This window comes from Rhodophyticola sp., assembly GCF_965284195.1.
GTDB lineage: Bacteria > Pseudomonadota > Alphaproteobacteria > Rhodobacterales > Rhodobacteraceae > Rhodophyticola.
On sequence record NZ_CBDIRM010000001.1, the window covers coordinates 3,170,229 to 3,186,997 of the forward strand.

General features: G+C 63.6%; 16 protein-coding genes. 6 read left to right on the plus strand and 10 right to left on the minus strand.

The features are described from left to right. The first annotated feature begins 54 nt into the window (after positions 1-54). Both ACQ651_RS15905 and ACQ651_RS15910 read left to right on the plus strand, forming a co-directional pair. The gene (locus tag ACQ651_RS15905; RefSeq protein WP_227285663.1) at positions 55-1,275 is read left to right on the plus strand and encodes an argininosuccinate synthase; all 1,221 of its coding nucleotides are present in this window, start codon (positions 55-57) and stop codon (positions 1,273-1,275) included. A gap of 80 nt (positions 1,276-1,355) precedes the next feature. After that, a complete protein-coding gene (locus ACQ651_RS15910; RefSeq protein WP_227285662.1) occupies positions 1,356-1,640 on the plus strand; it encodes an SCP2 sterol-binding domain-containing protein in 285 nt (94 codons plus the stop codon). 43 nt (positions 1,641-1,683) lie between these two features. Here the strand turns inward: ACQ651_RS15910 and ACQ651_RS15915 are convergent, their stop codons facing one another. The 5 genes from ACQ651_RS15915 to ilvD form a co-directional block, all read right to left on the minus strand. Next, complete coding sequence (locus tag ACQ651_RS15915) at positions 1,684-3,717, minus strand: FAD-dependent oxidoreductase (protein ID WP_430449816.1); 2,034 nt, start codon at positions 3,715-3,717, stop codon at positions 1,684-1,686. A gap of 122 nt (positions 3,718-3,839) precedes the next feature. Next, positions 3,840-4,208 carry a hypothetical protein gene (locus ACQ651_RS15920; protein WP_227285660.1) on the minus strand — a complete coding sequence of 123 codons (369 nt, stop codon included), beginning with the start codon at positions 4,206-4,208 and terminating at the stop codon, positions 3,840-3,842. 13 nt (positions 4,209-4,221) lie between these two features. Beyond that, the gene (locus tag ACQ651_RS15925) at positions 4,222-4,995 is read right to left on the minus strand and encodes a DUF6478 family protein (RefSeq protein WP_430449817.1); all 774 of its coding nucleotides are present in this window, start codon (positions 4,993-4,995) and stop codon (positions 4,222-4,224) included. A 53-nt stretch (positions 4,996-5,048) separates the two neighbouring features. Beyond that, positions 5,049-5,798 carry a hypothetical protein gene (locus tag ACQ651_RS15930; RefSeq protein ID WP_430449818.1) on the minus strand — a complete coding sequence of 250 codons (750 nt, stop codon included), beginning with the start codon at positions 5,796-5,798 and terminating at the stop codon, positions 5,049-5,051. Beyond that, positions 5,779-7,512 carry a dihydroxy-acid dehydratase gene (gene ilvD / locus ACQ651_RS15935; RefSeq protein ID WP_430449819.1) on the minus strand — a complete coding sequence of 578 codons (1,734 nt, stop codon included), beginning with the start codon at positions 7,510-7,512 and terminating at the stop codon, positions 5,779-5,781. Before ilvD ends, ACQ651_RS15930 begins: the two co-directional genes overlap by 20 nt. A gap of 153 nt (positions 7,513-7,665) precedes the next feature. Between ilvD and ACQ651_RS15940 the strand changes: the two genes are divergently transcribed. The 3 genes from ACQ651_RS15940 to ACQ651_RS15950 all read left to right on the plus strand — a co-directional run bounded on the left by ACQ651_RS15940 (position 7,666) and on the right by ACQ651_RS15950 (position 10,898). Continuing rightward, positions 7,666-8,556 (plus strand): CPBP family intramembrane glutamic endopeptidase, encoded by an 891-nt coding sequence (locus ACQ651_RS15940; RefSeq protein WP_375551186.1) that lies wholly within the window; start codon positions 7,666-7,668, stop codon positions 8,554-8,556. 123 nt (positions 8,557-8,679) lie between these two features. Further along, positions 8,680-9,627, plus strand: coding sequence for an acetyl-CoA carboxylase, carboxyltransferase subunit beta (gene accD, locus ACQ651_RS15945; protein WP_227285655.1), 948 nt, complete (start codon positions 8,680-8,682; stop codon positions 9,625-9,627). A 35-nt stretch (positions 9,628-9,662) separates the two neighbouring features. Continuing rightward, on the plus strand, positions 9,663-10,898 hold the full coding sequence (locus tag ACQ651_RS15950) for a bifunctional folylpolyglutamate synthase/dihydrofolate synthase (RefSeq protein WP_227285654.1): 1,236 nt from the start codon (positions 9,663-9,665) through the stop codon (positions 10,896-10,898). Positions 10,899-10,943: 45 nt separating this feature from the next. On the opposite strand, the gene zapE is transcribed toward ACQ651_RS15950, so the two are convergent. Next, positions 10,944-12,017: a cell division protein ZapE gene (gene zapE, locus ACQ651_RS15955; protein ID WP_430449820.1), complete on the minus strand. Its 1,074-nt coding sequence runs from the start codon at positions 12,015-12,017 to the stop codon at positions 10,944-10,946. Positions 12,018-12,173: 156 nt separating this feature from the next. On the opposite strand from zapE, the gene ACQ651_RS15960 reads away from it, so the two are divergent. Then, on the plus strand, positions 12,174-13,427 hold the full coding sequence (locus tag ACQ651_RS15960) for an MFS transporter (RefSeq protein WP_430449821.1): 1,254 nt from the start codon (positions 12,174-12,176) through the stop codon (positions 13,425-13,427). Here the strand turns inward: ACQ651_RS15960 and ACQ651_RS15965 are convergent. From ACQ651_RS15965 to fghA, 4 genes are read right to left on the minus strand one after another with little or no spacing between them, the layout of a single operon-like run. Then, positions 13,424-14,335, minus strand: a complete 912-nt coding sequence (locus ACQ651_RS15965; protein ID WP_430449822.1) for an alpha/beta fold hydrolase — start codon at positions 14,333-14,335, stop codon at positions 13,424-13,426. The two genes, ACQ651_RS15960 and ACQ651_RS15965, sit on opposite strands and share 4 nt — an antisense overlap. Then, positions 14,332-15,249: an ornithine cyclodeaminase family protein gene (locus tag ACQ651_RS15970; RefSeq protein ID WP_430449823.1), complete on the minus strand. Its 918-nt coding sequence runs from the start codon at positions 15,247-15,249 to the stop codon at positions 14,332-14,334. The genes ACQ651_RS15965 and ACQ651_RS15970 overlap by 4 nt, the downstream gene beginning before the upstream one ends. After that, a complete protein-coding gene (locus ACQ651_RS15975; protein WP_430449824.1) occupies positions 15,246-15,869 on the minus strand; it encodes an HAD family hydrolase in 624 nt (207 codons plus the stop codon). Before ACQ651_RS15975 ends, ACQ651_RS15970 begins: the two co-directional genes overlap by 4 nt. Continuing rightward, positions 15,866-16,705: an S-formylglutathione hydrolase gene (gene fghA, locus ACQ651_RS15980; RefSeq protein WP_227285648.1), complete on the minus strand. Its 840-nt coding sequence runs from the start codon at positions 16,703-16,705 to the stop codon at positions 15,866-15,868. Before fghA ends, ACQ651_RS15975 begins: the two co-directional genes overlap by 4 nt. Positions 16,706-16,769 lie beyond the last annotated feature (64 nt).

Below are 16,769 nucleotides of genomic sequence, written 5' to 3' on the forward strand. Positions count from 1 at the left end.
CTGAAAACCCGCTATCCGCCCGTCGGTCAATATCAAAACCAGCCCGGAGTTCCCATGTCCGCCCCCAAGAAAGTTGTCCTTGCCTATTCAGGTGGCCTCGATACGTCGATCATCCTGAAATGGTTGCAGACCGAGTACGGGTGCGAGGTCGTGACCTTCACCGCCGATCTGGGGCAGGGTGAGGAGCTTGAGCCCGCGCGCAAGAAGGCCGAAATGATGGGGGCAACCTCGATCCATATCGAGGATCTTCGGGAGGAGTTCACGCGGGATTTCGTTTTCCCGATGTTCCGTGCCAATGCTCTGTACGAAGGGCTCTATCTGCTCGGCACCTCCATCGCACGGCCGCTGATCTCGAAACGTCTGGTCGAAATCGCGGCCGCCGAAGGTGCCGACGCGGTTGCCCATGGCGCGACGGGGAAGGGCAACGATCAGGTGCGGTTCGAACTGGCCGCCTATGCGCTCAACCCCGATATCAAGGTTATCGCACCCTGGCGCGAATGGGATCTGACAAGCCGGACGAAACTGATCGATTTCGCGGAGAAAAACCAGATCCCCATCGCCAAGGACAAGCGCGGAGAGGCCCCGTTCAGCGTCGACGCGAACCTCCTTCACACCTCATCCGAGGGGAAGGTGCTGGAGAACCCGGCGGAAGAAGCGCCCGACTATGTCTATCAACGCACCGCGCATCCCGAAGACGCGCCTGACACGCCCGAATACATCGAAATCGGTTTCGAAAAGGGAGATGCCGTCAGCATCGACGGCACCGCGATGTCCCCGGCGACGATCCTGAGCAGGCTCAACGACCTGGGCGGCAAGCATGGGATCGGCCGTCTCGATCTGGTGGAGGGCCGCTTTGTCGGCATGAAATCCCGCGGTATCTATGAAACGCCCGGCGGCACGATCCTCCTGGAGGCGCATCGCGGCATCGAGTCGATCACGCTGGACCGTGGTGCGGCCCATCTGAAAGACGAGCTCATGCCGCGTTATGCGGAGCTCATCTACAATGGCTTCTGGTTCTCCCCGGAACGCGAAATGCTGCAGGCGGCCATCGACCATTCGCAGGCCCATGTCACCGGCACGGTGCGGCTGAAGCTTTACAAGGGCCTCGCCCGGACCGTCGGGCGCTGGTCCGACCACAGCCTGTATTCGGAAGCGCATGTGACCTTCGAGGACGATGCGGGCGCCTACGATCAGAAAGACGCGGCGGGCTTCATCCAGCTGAATGCCCTGCGCCTGAAACTGATCGCATCGCGAAACCGTCGGCTGAAGGGCTGAGCGGGCAATCGAGCCGGCAAGGGCGCAGGCAGAACCTTTCCACCCGGAAACGCGGGCTGGTCAATTTGAAGGATGTATCTATGGCGCTGGAAGACATGGCAGAGCGTATTCAGGCCGGGTTGTCGGGCAAGACCTTCGACGGGTCGTTGAAATTTGATTGCGGCAAAGACGGCGTGATCGTGCTGGCCGACGGTGCCGCCACCACCCATGATCGCGACGCCGACTGCACCATCAAGATATCTCAGGATAATCTGAGCAAGCTTCTGACCGGCAAGCTCAACCCGATGACCGGGGTCATGATGGGGAAACTCAAACTCTCCGGCGATATGGGCGTGGCAATGAAGCTTGTTCCGTTGTTGGGATAGGCCGCGGCCGCAGGCCCGGGTCGGGTCACGCGCGCGCCCGTCGCTACAGCTCCGCCGCGAGCCGCGCGCCCTGATCGATCGCGCGCTTGGCATCCAGTTCCGCCGCCACATCCGCACCGCCGATCACATGGGCGCGGATACCGGCGGCCTCCAGGTCATCCGCCAGGCTCCGTTCGGGAAGCTGACCGGCGCAGAGGACCACCGTGTCGGCCGCAATCAAGGTCGGGTTTTCACGGGCATCGCCGAAGCTCACGTGAAGGCCATCCGCGTCGATCTTTTCGTAATTCACGCCGGTCACCATCTTGACGTTCTTCATCTTCAGAGCGGCGCGATGAATCCAGCCCGTGGTCTTGCCCAGACGTTTGCCGGCCTTCTCGGCCTTGCGCTGGAGCAGCGTGACATCGCGGGCGGCAGGCTCCGGCTGCGGACCCTCGGGCGCCAGCCCGCCCCGGTCCAGCTCGGGGTCGCTGACGCCCCATTCCTTCCGCCAAAGCGCCGCATCCTCGGTCGGACTTTCGCCTTCATGGACCAGAAACTCCGCCACATCGAACCCGATACCGCCTGCACCGATGATCGCGACCCGGGGGCCGACCGGAGCCTTACCCGCCAGCACATCGATATATGACAGCACATTCGGGCCATCCTGCCCGGGGATTTCCGGGTCGCGCGGTTTGACGCCGGTGGCAACCACCACCTCGTCAAAGCCGGAAAGCGCGTCGATGTCGGGGGCCGCGCCCAAACGCAGGTCCACGCCACGCTTCGTCACAGTCGTCTCGAACCACTGCGTCAGGCCTTTGAATTCCTCTTTGCCCGGTATCTCCTTGGCCATGTTCAACTGGCCGCCGATCCGGTCGTCCTTGTCGAACAACACCACCCGATGGCCACGTTCCGCCGCGACCATCGCGGTGGAGAGGCCGGCGGCGCCGGCACCCACAACCGCGATGCGTTTTGCGGCCTTGGCGGGCTCGTACCGAAGCACGGTTTCATGGCAGGCCCGCGGGTTCACCAGGCAGCTGGTCAGCTTGCCGCTGAACGTGTGATCGAGACAGGCCTGATTGCAGGCGATGCACGGGGCGATTTCATCTGCCCGGCCCGCCTCCGCCTTCGCGACGAACTCCGCATCGGCCAGAAACGGGCGGGCCATCGACACCATGTCGGCGCAACCCTCGGCCAGCACCTCTTCGGCAACATCCGGCATATTGATGCGGTTGGAGGTGATCAACGGAATGCCCACCTTGCCCATCAGCTTCTTGGTCACCCATGCAAAGCCCTTGCGCGGTACGCTGGTGGCGATCGTGGGAATCCGCGCCTCATGCCAGCCGATCCCGGTATTCAGGATCGTGGCACCGGCCGCCTCGATCGCCTGCGCAAGGGTCGCGACCTCCTCGAAGGTGGATCCGTTCGGGATCAGATCGATCATGCTGAGGCGGTAGATGATGATGAACTCCCGGCCCACGGCCTCCCGGGTGCGACGCACGACCTCGACCGGCAGACGCATCCGGTTCTCATAGGAACCGCCCCAACGATCTTCCCGCTTGTTGGTATGGGTCACGAGGAACTGGTTCAGGAAGTACCCTTCCGATCCCATGATCTCCACACCGTCATATCCTGCCTCCTGCGCGCGCAAGGCGGCGGTGACGATATCGGCGATCTGCTTCTCGATCCCCGCCTCATCCAGCTCTTTCGGGGGAAACGGCGAGATCGGGGATTTTATCGGCGATGGCGCCACACAGTCGGGCGAATAGGCATAACGCCCCGCATGCAGGATCTGCATCGCGATCCGGCCGCCGGCCTCATGCACCGCATCGGTGACCACCTTGTGATTGGCAATATCCTGATCCGAATACAGACCCGCGGCACCGGGAAAAACACCGCCCTCAGGGTTCGGGGCCATCCCCCCGGTGACGATCAGCGCCACCCCGCCACGGGCGCGTTCGGCATAGAACTCGGCCACGCGAGGCCAGTCCTTCGTCTCTTCCAGCCCGGTATGCATCGACCCCATCAGCACGCGGTTTTTCAGAATGCAAAAACCCAGATCCAGCGGCGCAAAAAGATGCGGATAAAGTGCATGAGCCATGGTGACGTCCTCCCGACGCGCAGCTAACTGAGAGCGATGGGGCCTGTCACGCCCAACGCTGCGTCATCTCCCCTTACCGCAAAAAGCTCCGATCCCGCGCCCGGGGAACGGCCGTTGCGGGCTCAATCCTCGCCGGTTTCGGTGCAATGGCGGCGAAAGGCCCGTTTCAGAAGGTCAAGCTCGGCCCGCAACAGCGCAATTTCCGCACGCAGATCTTCGTCCAGCGGCGTGCCGGCCATCAGCGTGATCCGGTCCAGCACCTCGCCATCTGCCGCGCTGCGCAGGCTGACCACCTGCACCCCGTCGCTCAGCACCGCCCCCGGCAGGTCGAAACCCACGTGAAACCGGTTCTTTCCGTCGCCGGAGCCGATATCTGCGGTGCCGATCACCCGCTCCATATGCACCGCCTCGATGACAGGCGGCATGTCCGGCGCGGTCAGAACGCCCTCATACCGCCCGCCATGCAGGCGGGTCCGTGTCAACGTCACCATCCGTGCGGCTCCCTCACAAATCGGCCCGTGGGGCGCGAAGTATGGTCATGTCCCATATCGACACCTGATTCATTTGCGGCCCTTCGAAGATCAGATCAAGCCACATCTTCTCCAACCGTTTCTCGTTGATCTTGGAATAGGCCAGATCGAACTCCGCCACGGCACTGTCGCCGTCAAACTGGAACTGGCGGACGATCTGTTCGCAATTCGGCCCATGCTGGACATTCAGGCGTGCGTAAACTTCCAGCGGGCTTTCCAGCGTGGCCCGCAGACCGACCTTCAGGAAATGGTCCCGCGTCAGGCCATCAAGCGCGTCCTGCGGCAGATCCTGCACCACCGACAGGAACGAGCCGTCAAACCGGTAGACATCCAGAATCAGGCCAAACGGCGCCGCGATATCGGTAAGCCGATTGCGGACCTGCCGATAGGACAGCTCCAACAGGCGGGCATCGTGAAACAGCTTCACACCGCCGCCCAGATCCTTGGGCGACGTAACCGAAACCTCGCCTGCGGGCAGAATGGGCACCACCCAGGGCGCAGGTCGAAACGCCCAGTCGCACTGATCTGGCCGCTCGATCCGATCCTGCCCCGATCCGGCATTCAACAGTGCGGCGTCCGCTGCAAGCCGGGCCCGGTCCAATTGATGACGCAGGGAGGAGAGCCGCTTTCGCAGGGCGCGCAGCTCTGCCGGCGGCATGGTATCGGCCTCGTCGGCAATCTCCGCCCAGCGGCGCAGGGCCCGTTTCAGGCTATGACGTTCCAGAAAGCTGATCCCGCGTATCGCCATTCATGTGCCCCTTTTCCCGGATCCGGCGTCATCCCAGTTTTAGCCGAGCCTGGTTAACCGAGTATTCTGCGAAACAGGCCAACATTCCAGAGCGTTCCGGCCGGCCGCGGCGCCACGGCCTCCGGCGGCGGCGCGGGCAGCGCATTGGCCGGTCCCGAAAAAGCTGGATCGCCGCTGTTCGCACCGCTCACTGCGGCCGCGAATTCCCGCAAGGTGGCAAGACTTGCCTCGTCGCTGACGGGTTGTGCGTCCAGCCCCAGAACGCTCAGCGTCGCAATCCGGGCGCCCACATCCAGATAGGCCCGCCAGTATTCCGCCCGCACACCTGCGACGGGGCCCTCACTCGTGTCACGGGCGTGCAGGAAATAGATGTCGCCCTGGTGGAAGCTGTCCAGCACCGTCACCGTGCCCGCATCCTGGCTCCGGCTCAGAAGGCCCAGCCCTTCGTCGGAACGAAAGAACTCGTCCAGTCCGGGGATGGACTCGCGCAGGCTCCCGTTGTCGGACGGTTCCGAAATCGATGCGGTCAGAACCGCGGGAACCGGCGGTTGGCCGGCTCTGCGCGAGTTCGAGATCGCCGCGCAGTTTCCCATGAGCACGAAAGCCGTGACCCCCCGGTCCTGGGTTGCGGTCGGGTCCACGCAGAAGCCCGGAGGGCCGGCCACCACCACCTGATCGGTCGTCACCGCGACCTGTGCCGGCGCCGGGCTCGTGTTCCCGCCGGTCCACGGGCCCAGCCCGCCGCACCCTGAAAGCGCCAGCGCGGCGAGCAGAACAAGTGAGTTAGATGTCCATATAGACATGCTTCTCCTCTTTCGCCCCGGGATGGGTTACTGCCCCATACCGGGCCGAGCCCACAAGCTGGGCATACTTCCAAAGCGCACCGGAGGAATAGATCGTCTCGCGCGGACCTTTCCACGCCTCTCTGCGCGCGGCCAGTTCCTCGTCGCTGAGGTCAACGCTGATCTCACCCTTGATCGCGTCAATCGTGATGACATCGCCGTTCTTCAACATGCCGATCGGGCCGCCATGCGCCGCTTCGGGCCCGACATGGCCCACGCAGAACCCCCGCGTCGCGCCGGAGAATCGTCCGTCGGTGATCAGCGCCACCTTCTTGCCCATGCCCTGCCCGCTCAGCGCGGACGTCGTGGCCAGCATCTCGCGCATGCCGGGCCCGCCGGCGGGCCCTTCGTTGCGGATGACGATCACTTCACCCTCTTCATAGGCGCGATCCTGCACCGCCTGAAACGCGTCTTCTTCGCATTCGAAAACCCGGGCGGGGCCAGTGAAGATCTGCTGGTCCTCGCTCATGCCCGCGACCTTCACGATGGCGCCGTCCGGTGCGATATTGCCCTTCAGGCCGACAACGCCGCCGGTTTTGGTGATCGGGTTGGCGACCGTATGGATCACGCGCTCATCGGCCTCGCCCCGGATCATGTCCAGTTCCTCGCCGATCGTCCGTCCCGAGGATGTCATGCAGTCTTCGTGGATGAGGCCCGCCTTGCGCAGCTCCTTCATGACGACGGGAACGCCCCCGGCCTCGTAAAGGTCTTTCGCGACGAACTGTCCGCCGGGTTTCATGTCCACGAAATAGGGCGTGTCGTGAAAGATGTCGCAAACGTCGAACAGATCGAAATCGATGCCGGCCTCATGGGCGATTGCCGGCAGATGCAGGCCCGCATTGGTCGAGCCGCCGGTACACGCCACCACGCGGGCCGCGTTTTCAAGGCTCTTCCGGGTGACGATATCGCGCGCCCGGATATCCTTTTCGATCAGGTTCATCACCGCCTTGCCCGAGGCGACGCCATACTGTCCGCGGCTTTCATAGGGCGCGGGCATCCCCGATGAATTGAGCAGTGCAAGGCCGACGGCCTCGCTGACGCAGGCCATGGTGTTGGCCGTGAACTGGCCGCCACAGGCCCCCGCGCTTGGGCAGGCGACGCGCTCCATGATCCCCAGCTCGGCATCGGTCATCTGCCCCGCCTGATATTTTCCGACCGCTTCGAACATGTCCTGAACGGTGATGTCCTTGCCCTTGTAATGGCCCGGCAGGATCGAGCCGCCATACATGAAGACCGACGGCGTGTTCAGCCGCACCATGGCCATCATCATCCCCGGCAGGGACTTGTCGCACCCCGCAAGACCGACGATCGCGTCGTAGCAATGGCCACGCATGGTCAACTCGACCGTGTCGGCAATCGCATCGCGGGAGGCCAGGGAGGATCGCATGCCTTCATGCCCCATGGCGATACCGTCCGTGACGGTGATGGTGGTAAACTCCCGCGGGGTCCCGTGGGCCGCCTTCACGCCCTCCTTGACCGACTGTGCCTGCCAGTTGAGTGCGATGTTGCATGGCGCGGCCTCGTTCCAGCAGGTTGCCACGCCGACGAAGGGCTGGTTGATATCCTCCTCGGTCAGGTCCATCGCATAGAAATAGGAGCGATGCGGCGCACGGGAGGCGCCTTCCGTCACATGTCGGCTTGGCAGTCGCGATTTGTCGGTCTTCTTGCTCTGCATGGTCGGGCCTCCCTCTGCCATATCCGTTCTGGTCCCGACTGAAATAGCCGTGCAAACAATGCCATACAAGCGCGATTGCCGCAGACCCCCCGGGCGGGGTATGCTTCCGGAAAACGAAAAGGCAGGCAGATTCTCTAGATGCAGTATCCGGCAATGGACGCATTTGTTGCGCCAGCGCGCGCTTATCCGCAATTGTGGCGGCTGCTTCTTGGCATCGTTCTGGCCACGGTTGTCTATCTTCTGTGCTTTCTGCTGATCCTCGCCGCGCTCGCGCTGACCAGCGGTCTGGACGGTGCGCAGACCTGGATCGTCCGCATGGGGCAGGCGACCGGCCCCACCGGGACGCTGCTGTTGCTGGCCACATTCCTTGGCATGGCGCTCGGACCCTTCGCCGCCGCGCATGTGGTGCACCGGCGCCCGGTCGCGACGCTCTTCGGGCCCCGGCAGCGGTCCATCCGCCATTTCCTTGTTGCATTGGCCATCTCTGCGGCGCTGTTCGGCCTCTCCGCCCTTGTTCCGCGCGACATCGCCATTCAGCCGAACATCACGCCGTCTCTCTGGCTGTCGTTCCTGCCGCTCGCGCTGGTCGGCGTGCTGGTCCAGACGGGCGCCGAGGAAATCCTGTTCCGCGGATATCTGCAGCAGCAGCTTGCCGCCCGCTTCGCCTCGCCCCTGATCTGGATGGTCCTGCCATCGGCGCTTTTCGCCATGGCCCATTTCGACCCCGCCACTATGGGCGGCAACGCATGGCTGATCGTGGCCGCGACCGGACTGTTCGGCATCCTTGCGGCCGACCTCACCGCGAAGACCGGCAGCATCGGGGCCGCATGGGGGTTTCATTTCGCCAACAATGTCTTTGCAATCCTTCTGCTTTCGCTTGACGGGCCGCTCTCCGGCCTCGCGCTCTACACGACCGATTTCGGACCCGAAGCCGCCGACGTCCTGCGCCCGCTCATTCTGATCGACATGGTGGTGACCGGTTTGGTCTGGGCGGCGATCCGGGTTGCCCTGACCCGTGGCAGCCCGCCAGCGATCCGCATCTGACAAGGTGCCGCCCGCCGCCCGTGCAATCCTGCGTGGCACACATGGCAGACCGGTTGAGCACCAATTGCAATTCCCGCCTGCCCGGCATATCTCAACGCAACAACGGCAAGTACCGGACCGACCATGAACTGGATCACCAACTACGTCCGTCCCCGGATCAACTCGATCTTCTCCCGTCGCGAGATGCCCGAGAATCTGTGGACCAAGTGCGATGAATGCGGAACGATGCTGTTCCACCGGGAATTGGCCGAAAACCTCAATGTCTGCACGAATTGCGACCACCATATGGCGATCAGGCCGCGCGATCGCTTCACGGCCCTGTTCGACAACGGCATCTTTTCCGAGATCGAAGTTCCCAAACCCCTGTCCGACCCGCTGCATTTCCGCGACCAGAAACGCTATCCCGACCGGATGAAAGCCGCCCAGCGCAGCACCGGCGAGGCCGAGGCGATGCTGATCGCCGAAGGGGAGGTCGGGCGCAGCAGGATCGTCGCCGCCGCGCAGGATTTTTCCTTCATGGGCGGGTCGATGGGCATGTATGTGGGCAATGCCATCGTGGCCGCCGCCGAACGGGCCGTGAAACGCAAACTTCCCTTCGTGCTGTTCTCCGCCGCGGGCGGCGCGCGCATGCAGGAAGGCATCCTGAGCCTGATGCAGATGCCGCGCACCACCGTCGCGGTGCAGATGCTGCGCGAAGCCGGCCTGCCCTACATCGTGGTCCTGACCCACCCGACGACCGGCGGCGTCACGGCTTCCTACGCCATGCTTGGCGACATCCATATCGCCGAGCCGAATGCGCTTATCTGTTTCGCCGGACCGCGGGTAATTGAACAGACGATCCGCGAAACACTGCCCGAAGGCTTCCAGCGATCCGAGTATCTGCTGGACCACGGCATGCTGGACCGCGTCACACATCGCGGAAAGATGCGTGACGAGTTGATCACCATCATCCGCCTGCTGACGGGACAGCCGCCCGCCGTGCGCGGCGATTTGCCCGCGCCGGAGCCAATCGTATCGGAACCGGATGCGCCTGTGGCACCACCCACGGCAGAGGCTCCGAAAACATCGTGAGCGCGCTCCACTCGGACATCCTCCTGGACAGGATGATGTCGCTTCATCCCAAGATCATCGATCTGACGCTCGACCGGATGTGGCGTATTCTTGAGGCGCTCGACCATCCGGAACGGCACCTGCCGCCCGTGATCCATATCGCCGGAACGAATGGCAAAGGGTCCACGCTGGCCATGATCCGCGCCGGGCTGGAAGGTGCGGGCCACGTCACCCACGCCTATACCTCGCCTCATCTGGCCCGGTTTCACGAACGTATCCGCGTGGCCGGCAAGCTGATCGACGAGCAAAGCCTGTCGCGCCTTCTGGATACATGTCTGAAAGCCAATGGTCCCGAGCCGATCACCTATTTCGAGATCACGACCGCGGCGGCGCTTCTGGCGTTCCGGCAGACGCCCGCGGATTACGCCCTGCTTGAGGTCGGCCTGGGCGGGCGGCTCGATGCCACCAATGTGGTCGCCCGGCCCAGCCTCACCGTGATCACGCCGGTCGATCTGGACCACCAGCATTTTCTGGGCGACACCTTCGCCAAGATCGCGGCGGAAAAGGCGGGCATCCTGAAGCGGGGCGTGCCTTGCGTGGTCGGCCCGCAACATGACGAGGCGCTCGACGTGATCGAGGCGCAGGCCGCCAAAGTGGGCGCGCCGCTTCTGGCCTACGGGCAGCATTGGCATGTCTGGGAAGAACGCGGGCGCATGGTCTATCAGGACGAAACCGGCCTTCTCGATCTGCCGCTGCCCAACCTGATCGGGGCCCATCAGGTGCGGAATGCGGGGGCGGCCCTGGCGGCGCTCCGCCATCTGGGCCTTGATGAAGAGGCGTTCGAGGCTTCGGTCACCTCCGCCGAATGGCCCGCGCGGATGCAGCGCCTGCGCCAGGGGCCGCTGGTCGACATGGCTCCGGATGCGGAATTGTGGCTCGATGGCGGTCACAACCCTCACGCCGCCCGCGCCATCGCGGCGGCTCTGGCGACATTACCCGACCGGCCAACCCACCTCATCTGCGGGATGTTGAACACCAAGGATGTCGCCGGGTTCATGGCACCATTGGCAGATCATGCCGCAAGCCTGCATGGCGTCACCGTTCCCGGGCAATCGGCAACCCTGCCCGCGGCGGACACTGTTGCCGCCGCAAAATCCGTCGGCATCCCGTCGCAGACCGCTCCCGATGTGACCGGCGCACTTGCGGAGATCATCGCGCAGAACCCACATGCCCGCGTGCTGATCTGCGGGTCGCTCTATCTTGCAGGGATCGTTCTTCAGGAAAACGGATAACGCGCCGCGCAGCCCGCCGGCAGATGCAGGCGGAAACCGACGCTTCTAAGTTCCCCAATCCGCGCCCTGCATCTCGCGCAACCGGCTGGCCGTGCGTTCAAACTCGAAACTGCCGGATCCCTCCAGATAGAGCTTCTCCGGCTCCGCATCGGCCGAGATGATCACCCGGACATGGCCTTCGTAGAGCGCATCGACAAGCGTGACGAACCGCTTCGCCTCGTTGAACTTGGAGCTGTCGAGTTGCGGTACACTCTCCAGCACCAGCAGTTTGATCGCACCCACCAGGGCCAGATAATCCGCGGGACCCAATGGCTTGCCGCACAGGTCCCAGAATCCCGCCCGCGCCATCCCCGCCCAGTACATCGGCAGATGCACCTCTCGCCCCTTGACCTCAAGAACCAGATCTTCGTGCTTTCCATGGGTCAGATCCTGCCACAGCGTGTCGATCGCACGGCGGGCGGCGGCGTTGGCGGGGGTGAAGTAGATCTGCTCCCCGGCCAGCCGGTCCTGCCGGTAATCCGTCATCGCGGCCAGTTCATCGACTTCCAGCTTTTCTTCCAGCAGGGCAATGAAGGGCAGGAACAGTTTCCGGTTGAGACCGTCCTTGTAGAGATCGGACGGGCGCCGGTTCGAAGTCGTCACCACCATCACGCCCGCTTCGAAAAGCTTCTCGAACAGCCGGCCGACAATCATTGCATCGGCGATGTCGGTGATCTGCATCTCGTCGAAACACAGCAGGCGCAGGTCCTTCGAAATCGCGCTGGCCACCGGTTTTATCGCATCGTCCACCCCGGTCTTGCGGGCCTCGTGCAGCGCATTCTGTATCTCCTGCATGAAGGCATGAAAATGCACCCGACGTTTTTCGGCGATACCCACATGGGCGAAAAAGAGATCCATCAGCATGGATTTACCACGCCCGACGCCGCCCCAGAGATAAAGGCCCGAAGGTCCGTCTTCGGCGGGTTTGCGGAACCGGGAGAACAGGGAGGCCTTGCGCGGGGCCTCAAGACGTTCGCGCAGCCGCTCCAACCGCACGAGCACGGCCCGCTGTTCGGGATCCGGGCGAAGCAGCCCTTCGCTGACGCGTGTGTCGTAGATGGCCGTAAGATGCTGCCCCATGATCCTATGCCTAGCCCGAAGCCACGCGGGAGTGCCAGCAAAAACAAGGCGATGGGCGTTTCGTCAAAAATTCTGACCCGACCCATAAGGACAACTGATTTGACCTGAATCCGGCAAGGCGCGATGCTTTCCCCACCTTTGCCCGGAGCGGTCACCTTGGACAGTCGCGCGCCCCTTTTCACACCGGTTCTGATCGGCGGCTGCATCATCATCATGATCTGCTTTGCGATCCGGGCGAGCTTTGGCGTTTTCCAGATCCCCATCGCGGAGGAGTTCGGCTGGCTGCGCGCTGAGTTTTCGCTGGCCATCGCAATTCAGAATCTCGCATGGGGCATCGGACAGCCGCTCTTCGGCGCGATTGCCGAACGCTTCGGTGATCGCAGGGCGATTGTCCTCGGGGCGCTGCTTTACGCCACCGGCCTCGTGTTTTCGGCCCATGCGATCACGCCCGGGCAACATCAGCTTCTGGAGATCCTTGTGGGCTTTGGCATTGCGGGCACCGGCTTCGGGGTGATCCTTGCCCTCGTCGGTCGGTCGGCGTCGGACAAGAACCGCTCCGTCGCGCTCGGGATCGTCACCGCTGCGGGATCGGCGGGTCAGGTCGTCGGGCCTCCGCTGGCGGAAGGATTGATGAGCGTCATCCCCTGGCAGGGTGTCTTTCTGGTCTTCGCCGGCATGATCCTTGCTTCCCTGCTCGCCCTGCCCTTGCTCCGCGCTCCCAAGCCGGGCGGGAAAGCGGAGCTGGAGGAGAGCATGGGCGAGATCCTTGGCAAAGCCTTCCGCGATCCGTCTTTCACGCTGATCTTCGTCGGGTTCTTCTCCTGCGGCTATCAACTGGGCTTCGTGACCGCGCATTTTCCGGCCTTCGTGACGGAGTTGTGCGGGCCGATCGCCCCAGGCTCCATGCTCCACGATATCGGCATCACAAGCACCTCCGCGCTTGGCGCCGTGGCAATCTCCCTGATCGGCGTGGCGAATATCGCAGGCACGATCTGCGCCGGATATCTGGGAAACCGCTTTCCGAAAAAATACCTTCTGGCGGGGATCTACGTGGGCCGCACACTCGCCGCCGGGATATTCATCCTGCTTCCGATCACACCGATCAGCGTCATCGTCTTTTCGGTCGTCATGGGGTCTCTGTGGCTGGCGACGGTGCCGCTGACCTCGGGTCTGGTCGGGTACATCTATGGGATGCGCTACATGGGCACGCTCTACGGGATCGTGTTCTTCAGCCACCAATTGGGCAGTTTTCTGGGTGTCTGGCTGGGGGGCTGGCTTTACGACATCTATGGCGATTACACCGCCGTCTGGTGGGTCGGTGTCGCCGTGGGCGCATTGTCGGCGGTGGTGCATCTCCCTGTGAAAGAGACACCGCTGCGAAACCGCGCGCCCGCAGCCGCTGCGGCCTAAAGGCTCTGTTCAACCGCCTCGGCAATCCGGGCCGCATGGGTATAGACCAGACGGTGATCGGCCCCGTCGATCCGAACCTGCCGGGCCGCGGGGTTCAGGCGCGACAGCTCCCCAAGCGACCAGATCGGGATCACCTCATCGTCGCTGCCCCAGATGGCCAGCACTGGAACACCCGATTGCGCGACAAGCCGATGATCTTCCGCCATATCCTCGGACAGGACGTTGCGCGTCGCGGAAAGGATGGCAGCCATGGTGCCCTCGACCCGCACATCCTCTTGCATGCGGGTTGCCATCTGCGCGGCAAGGTCACCGGTGCGGGATGTGCGCGCCAACTCCCAGTTCATCAGGACGGGCCCGGCAACCCCATGCAGCCAGTCACCAAACAGCGGAAGGCGCGCGGTGAGGTCGGCAAACCATCCCAGCTCCGTCCGCAGCCCTGCCGCCGCAACCAGTATCAGCTGGCTGACCTGATCGGGCGCTTCCACCACGCGGGCCGTGGCGATGGTTCCGCCCATGGAATAGCCGCACAGAGTCACGGGCCCGTCAATCTCCTGAGACGCGAGAAGATCGCGCAACTGCCGCATGAAGAACTCGCGTGTTTGCGGGCCGGGCACACGGTCGGAGAGGCCACGGCCATACAGATCATAGGTCAGGACCCGATAGCCCTGCGCCGTCAGATGCGGGAGCAGCGCATTCCAGACATAGGACGGCGTGGACAGGCCGTGGATACAGACCATCACCCGCCCGTCTTCGGGCCCGTGCCATGCGAAATGGGTCTTGCCATCGGAAAGCTTTATCAGCTGGCCATCCATGCGCGTGCGGGCCGTGGCCAGATCGGTCTGGGTCAGTCGCGCCGCAAGCCAGCCTCCCACGAGGCCGAGCACCAGTAGCGCAAGCAGCCAGATCATCCGCTTCCGGCCTGCCTGAGGATATAGGCGCTGGTCATCAGGTCCAGATGCGCGCCGCCGCCATTCTTGAACAGCGTGATCTCGTCATCGCTCTGGCGGGCGAATGTGCCGGCGGCAAGATCGTAATAGTCCGCAATCACATCGTCCGGTCCGATCACGCCACGGGCGATCGGGTCCTTCAATTCGCCGATATGGGCAATGGCGGTTTCGCGACTGTCGACAAAGATGCGGGCGCGGTTCAGCGCCGTGTCATCGGCTTCGCGCATATCCGGGCGATAGGCGCCGATCAGGTCGATATGCTGACCGGGCCGAAGCCAGTCGCCCATGATCAGAGGATCGGTCGCCATGGTGGCGGAGGTCACGATATCGGCCTGTCCGACCGCTTCGGACAAATCCTCCATAGGTGTCGTTCCCGGACAGTCTTCGGCAAATCGCGCGGCCCCGTCCGGGCTGCGGTTCCAGACGGCGAACTGTGCATCCGGGAAATAGGCCCGATACGCGGCCCAGAGGCTTCGTCCCACGGTTCCCGCGCCCACGATCAGGATCCTGCGGCTCTCCGGCCTGGCGAGCTTGCTGGCCGCAAAGGCGCTGTCGCCCGCTGTCTTCCACTTGGTCACGAGATGAAAATCGAGGATCGCATCCAGCCCGCCATGGCCGTCGTTGAAAAGCGACACGCTGCCCCCGACGGTGGCCCGGTCCTGCGCCGGGTTGCCCGGGAAAATCGTGGCGGTCTTCACAAGCAGGCCCAGCCCGTCGATCCAGGCCGCGCGGGACAGCATCGTGTCCTCGCCGCGATACAGGAAACTATCGGTGATCTCGGCCTTCGGTAGGCGGTGCCCCGCCTCGATCGCATCGCCGAGGCCGCGCCATGTGAGGACGTTTTCGGCCGCACCGCTGATGAACTCCGGGCTCATGCGGCGGCCTCTTCCAGGCTCAGAAGATCATGCATCACCAGCGCATCGGCCCAGCCTGCCGGCCCCTCGAACAGATGCGCCTTCCAGCCGCGGACCCTGGCGGCCGAGATATTGGCGGCCCGGTCATCGGCGAAAAGCAGGTTTTGGGGTGCGACACCCGATTGCTCCTCCACTAGCTCATAGATCCGCGGATCGGGCTTGGTCACCCGCATCCGGCCCGACACATATTCCTGATCGAACTCGTTGAGGAAATCGAACTGCGTCTGCGCATAGGCATAGCTTTCAATACCGAAATTCGTCAGGGCGAACACCGGCACGCCCCTGGCGCGGAGCGCCCTGAGCAGCTTGACCGAATGGGGGATCACGGGTTGCGCAAGCTCGATCCAGCGGTCATGCCACATGCGGATCTCCGTCGCGAAGTCCGGGTACCGGGCCGCGGTCTCGTAGATGACATCCTGAAACCCGTGGCCAAGATCGACGCGCTCGTTCATCGCGTGCAGGTCCACCGCATCGAACAGGGCGCGGCGGCGCGCCTCTCCGATCTCGCGGTCATAGAAGCGTTCGGGTTGCCATTCGATCAGCACGTTGCCGATGTCAAAAATCACCGCGTCAATGGTCATGCGGCAACCCCGTACATGGCATCGGCATGGAACGCGACATGATCCTCCATGAAGCTGGAAACGAAGAAGTAACTGTGGTCATAGCCCGGCTGCATGCGCAGCGTCGCGGGCTGGCGGCGGGTGGCGATGGCAGCGGCAAGCGCCTCGGTCTTCAGAAGGTCGCCGAACTGATCCGCCGTGCCGGTGTCAATCAGGACCGGCCCCGGAAACCCCTGCTCCCGCATCAGGAATGTCGCGTCATGCGGCTCCCAGAGCGCGGTGTTTTCGCCCAGATACGCGGCAAACTGTTTTTGGCCCCAGTCGCTTTCCATCGGATTGCAGATCGGCGCGAATGCCGAGACGGAGGCAAAACGGTCCGGGAAGCTCATCGCGATGGTCAACGCCCCATGCCCGCCCATGGAATGGCCGGTGATGCCTTGGCGCGCCTCATCCAGCGCGAAGCGTTTGAAGAGCGCGCGGGGCAATTCGTCGGTGATGTAATCCCACATCTGGAAATGCTCGGCCCAGGGGTCTTGCGTGGCATTCACGTAAAACCCGGCACCCTGACCGATATCAAAGGCGTCATCATCCGCCACGCCCGTGCCGCGGGGAGAGGTGTCGGGGAAAACCAGGGCTATGCCGTGATCTGCCGCCCAGGCCTGCGCGCCCGCCTTCACCATGGCGTTTTCATGGGTGCAGGTCAGACCGGACAGATACCAAAGCACGGGCACCGGGCCATCCTTGGCTTCCACCGGCTGGAACAGGCCGAAGGTCATTTCGGTGCCCGTCGCTTTCGACGCATGGGTGTAGACGCCCTGCGTTCCCCCGAAACACCGGTTTTCCGAGACGGTATCCATGGCGATGCTCCCCCTGCTATGGCCCGGGCCTAGGCGTAACGCGGCCCGGGCAACGCGTCCAGCC

Coding starts and splice junctions, on each gene's coding strand:
- ACQ651_RS15915 (WP_430449816.1), bottom strand. CDS start 3,717: ATGGCTCATGCACTTTATCCGCATCTTTTTGCGCCGCTGGATCTGGGT.
- ACQ651_RS15925 (WP_430449817.1), bottom strand. CDS start 4,995: ATGGCGATACGCGGGATCAGCTTTCTGGAACGTCATAGCCTGAAACGG.
- ACQ651_RS15975 (WP_430449824.1), bottom strand. CDS start 15,869: ATGACCATTGACGCGGTGATTTTTGACATCGGCAACGTGCTGATCGAA.
- ACQ651_RS15940 (WP_375551186.1), top strand. CDS start 7,666: ATGGACGCATTTGTTGCGCCAGCGCGCGCTTATCCGCAATTGTGGCGG.
- ACQ651_RS15905 (WP_227285663.1), top strand. CDS start 55: ATGTCCGCCCCCAAGAAAGTTGTCCTTGCCTATTCAGGTGGCCTCGAT.
- ACQ651_RS15910 (WP_227285662.1), top strand. CDS start 1,356: ATGGCGCTGGAAGACATGGCAGAGCGTATTCAGGCCGGGTTGTCGGGC.
- fghA (WP_227285648.1), bottom strand. CDS start 16,705: ATGGATACCGTCTCGGAAAACCGGTGTTTCGGGGGAACGCAGGGCGTC.
- ACQ651_RS15965 (WP_430449822.1), bottom strand. CDS start 14,335: ATGATCTGGCTGCTTGCGCTACTGGTGCTCGGCCTCGTGGGAGGCTGG.
- ACQ651_RS15920 (WP_227285660.1), bottom strand. CDS start 4,208: ATGGTGACGTTGACACGGACCCGCCTGCATGGCGGGCGGTATGAGGGC.
- ilvD (WP_430449819.1), bottom strand. CDS start 7,512: ATGCAGAGCAAGAAGACCGACAAATCGCGACTGCCAAGCCGACATGTG.
- accD (WP_227285655.1), top strand. CDS start 8,680: ATGAACTGGATCACCAACTACGTCCGTCCCCGGATCAACTCGATCTTC.
- ACQ651_RS15930 (WP_430449818.1), bottom strand. CDS start 5,798: ATGTCTATATGGACATCTAACTCACTTGTTCTGCTCGCCGCGCTGGCG.
- ACQ651_RS15970 (WP_430449823.1), bottom strand. CDS start 15,249: ATGAGCCCGGAGTTCATCAGCGGTGCGGCCGAAAACGTCCTCACATGG.
- ACQ651_RS15950 (WP_227285654.1), top strand. CDS start 9,663: ATGTCGCTTCATCCCAAGATCATCGATCTGACGCTCGACCGGATGTGG.
- zapE (WP_430449820.1), bottom strand. CDS start 12,017: ATGGGGCAGCATCTTACGGCCATCTACGACACACGCGTCAGCGAAGGG.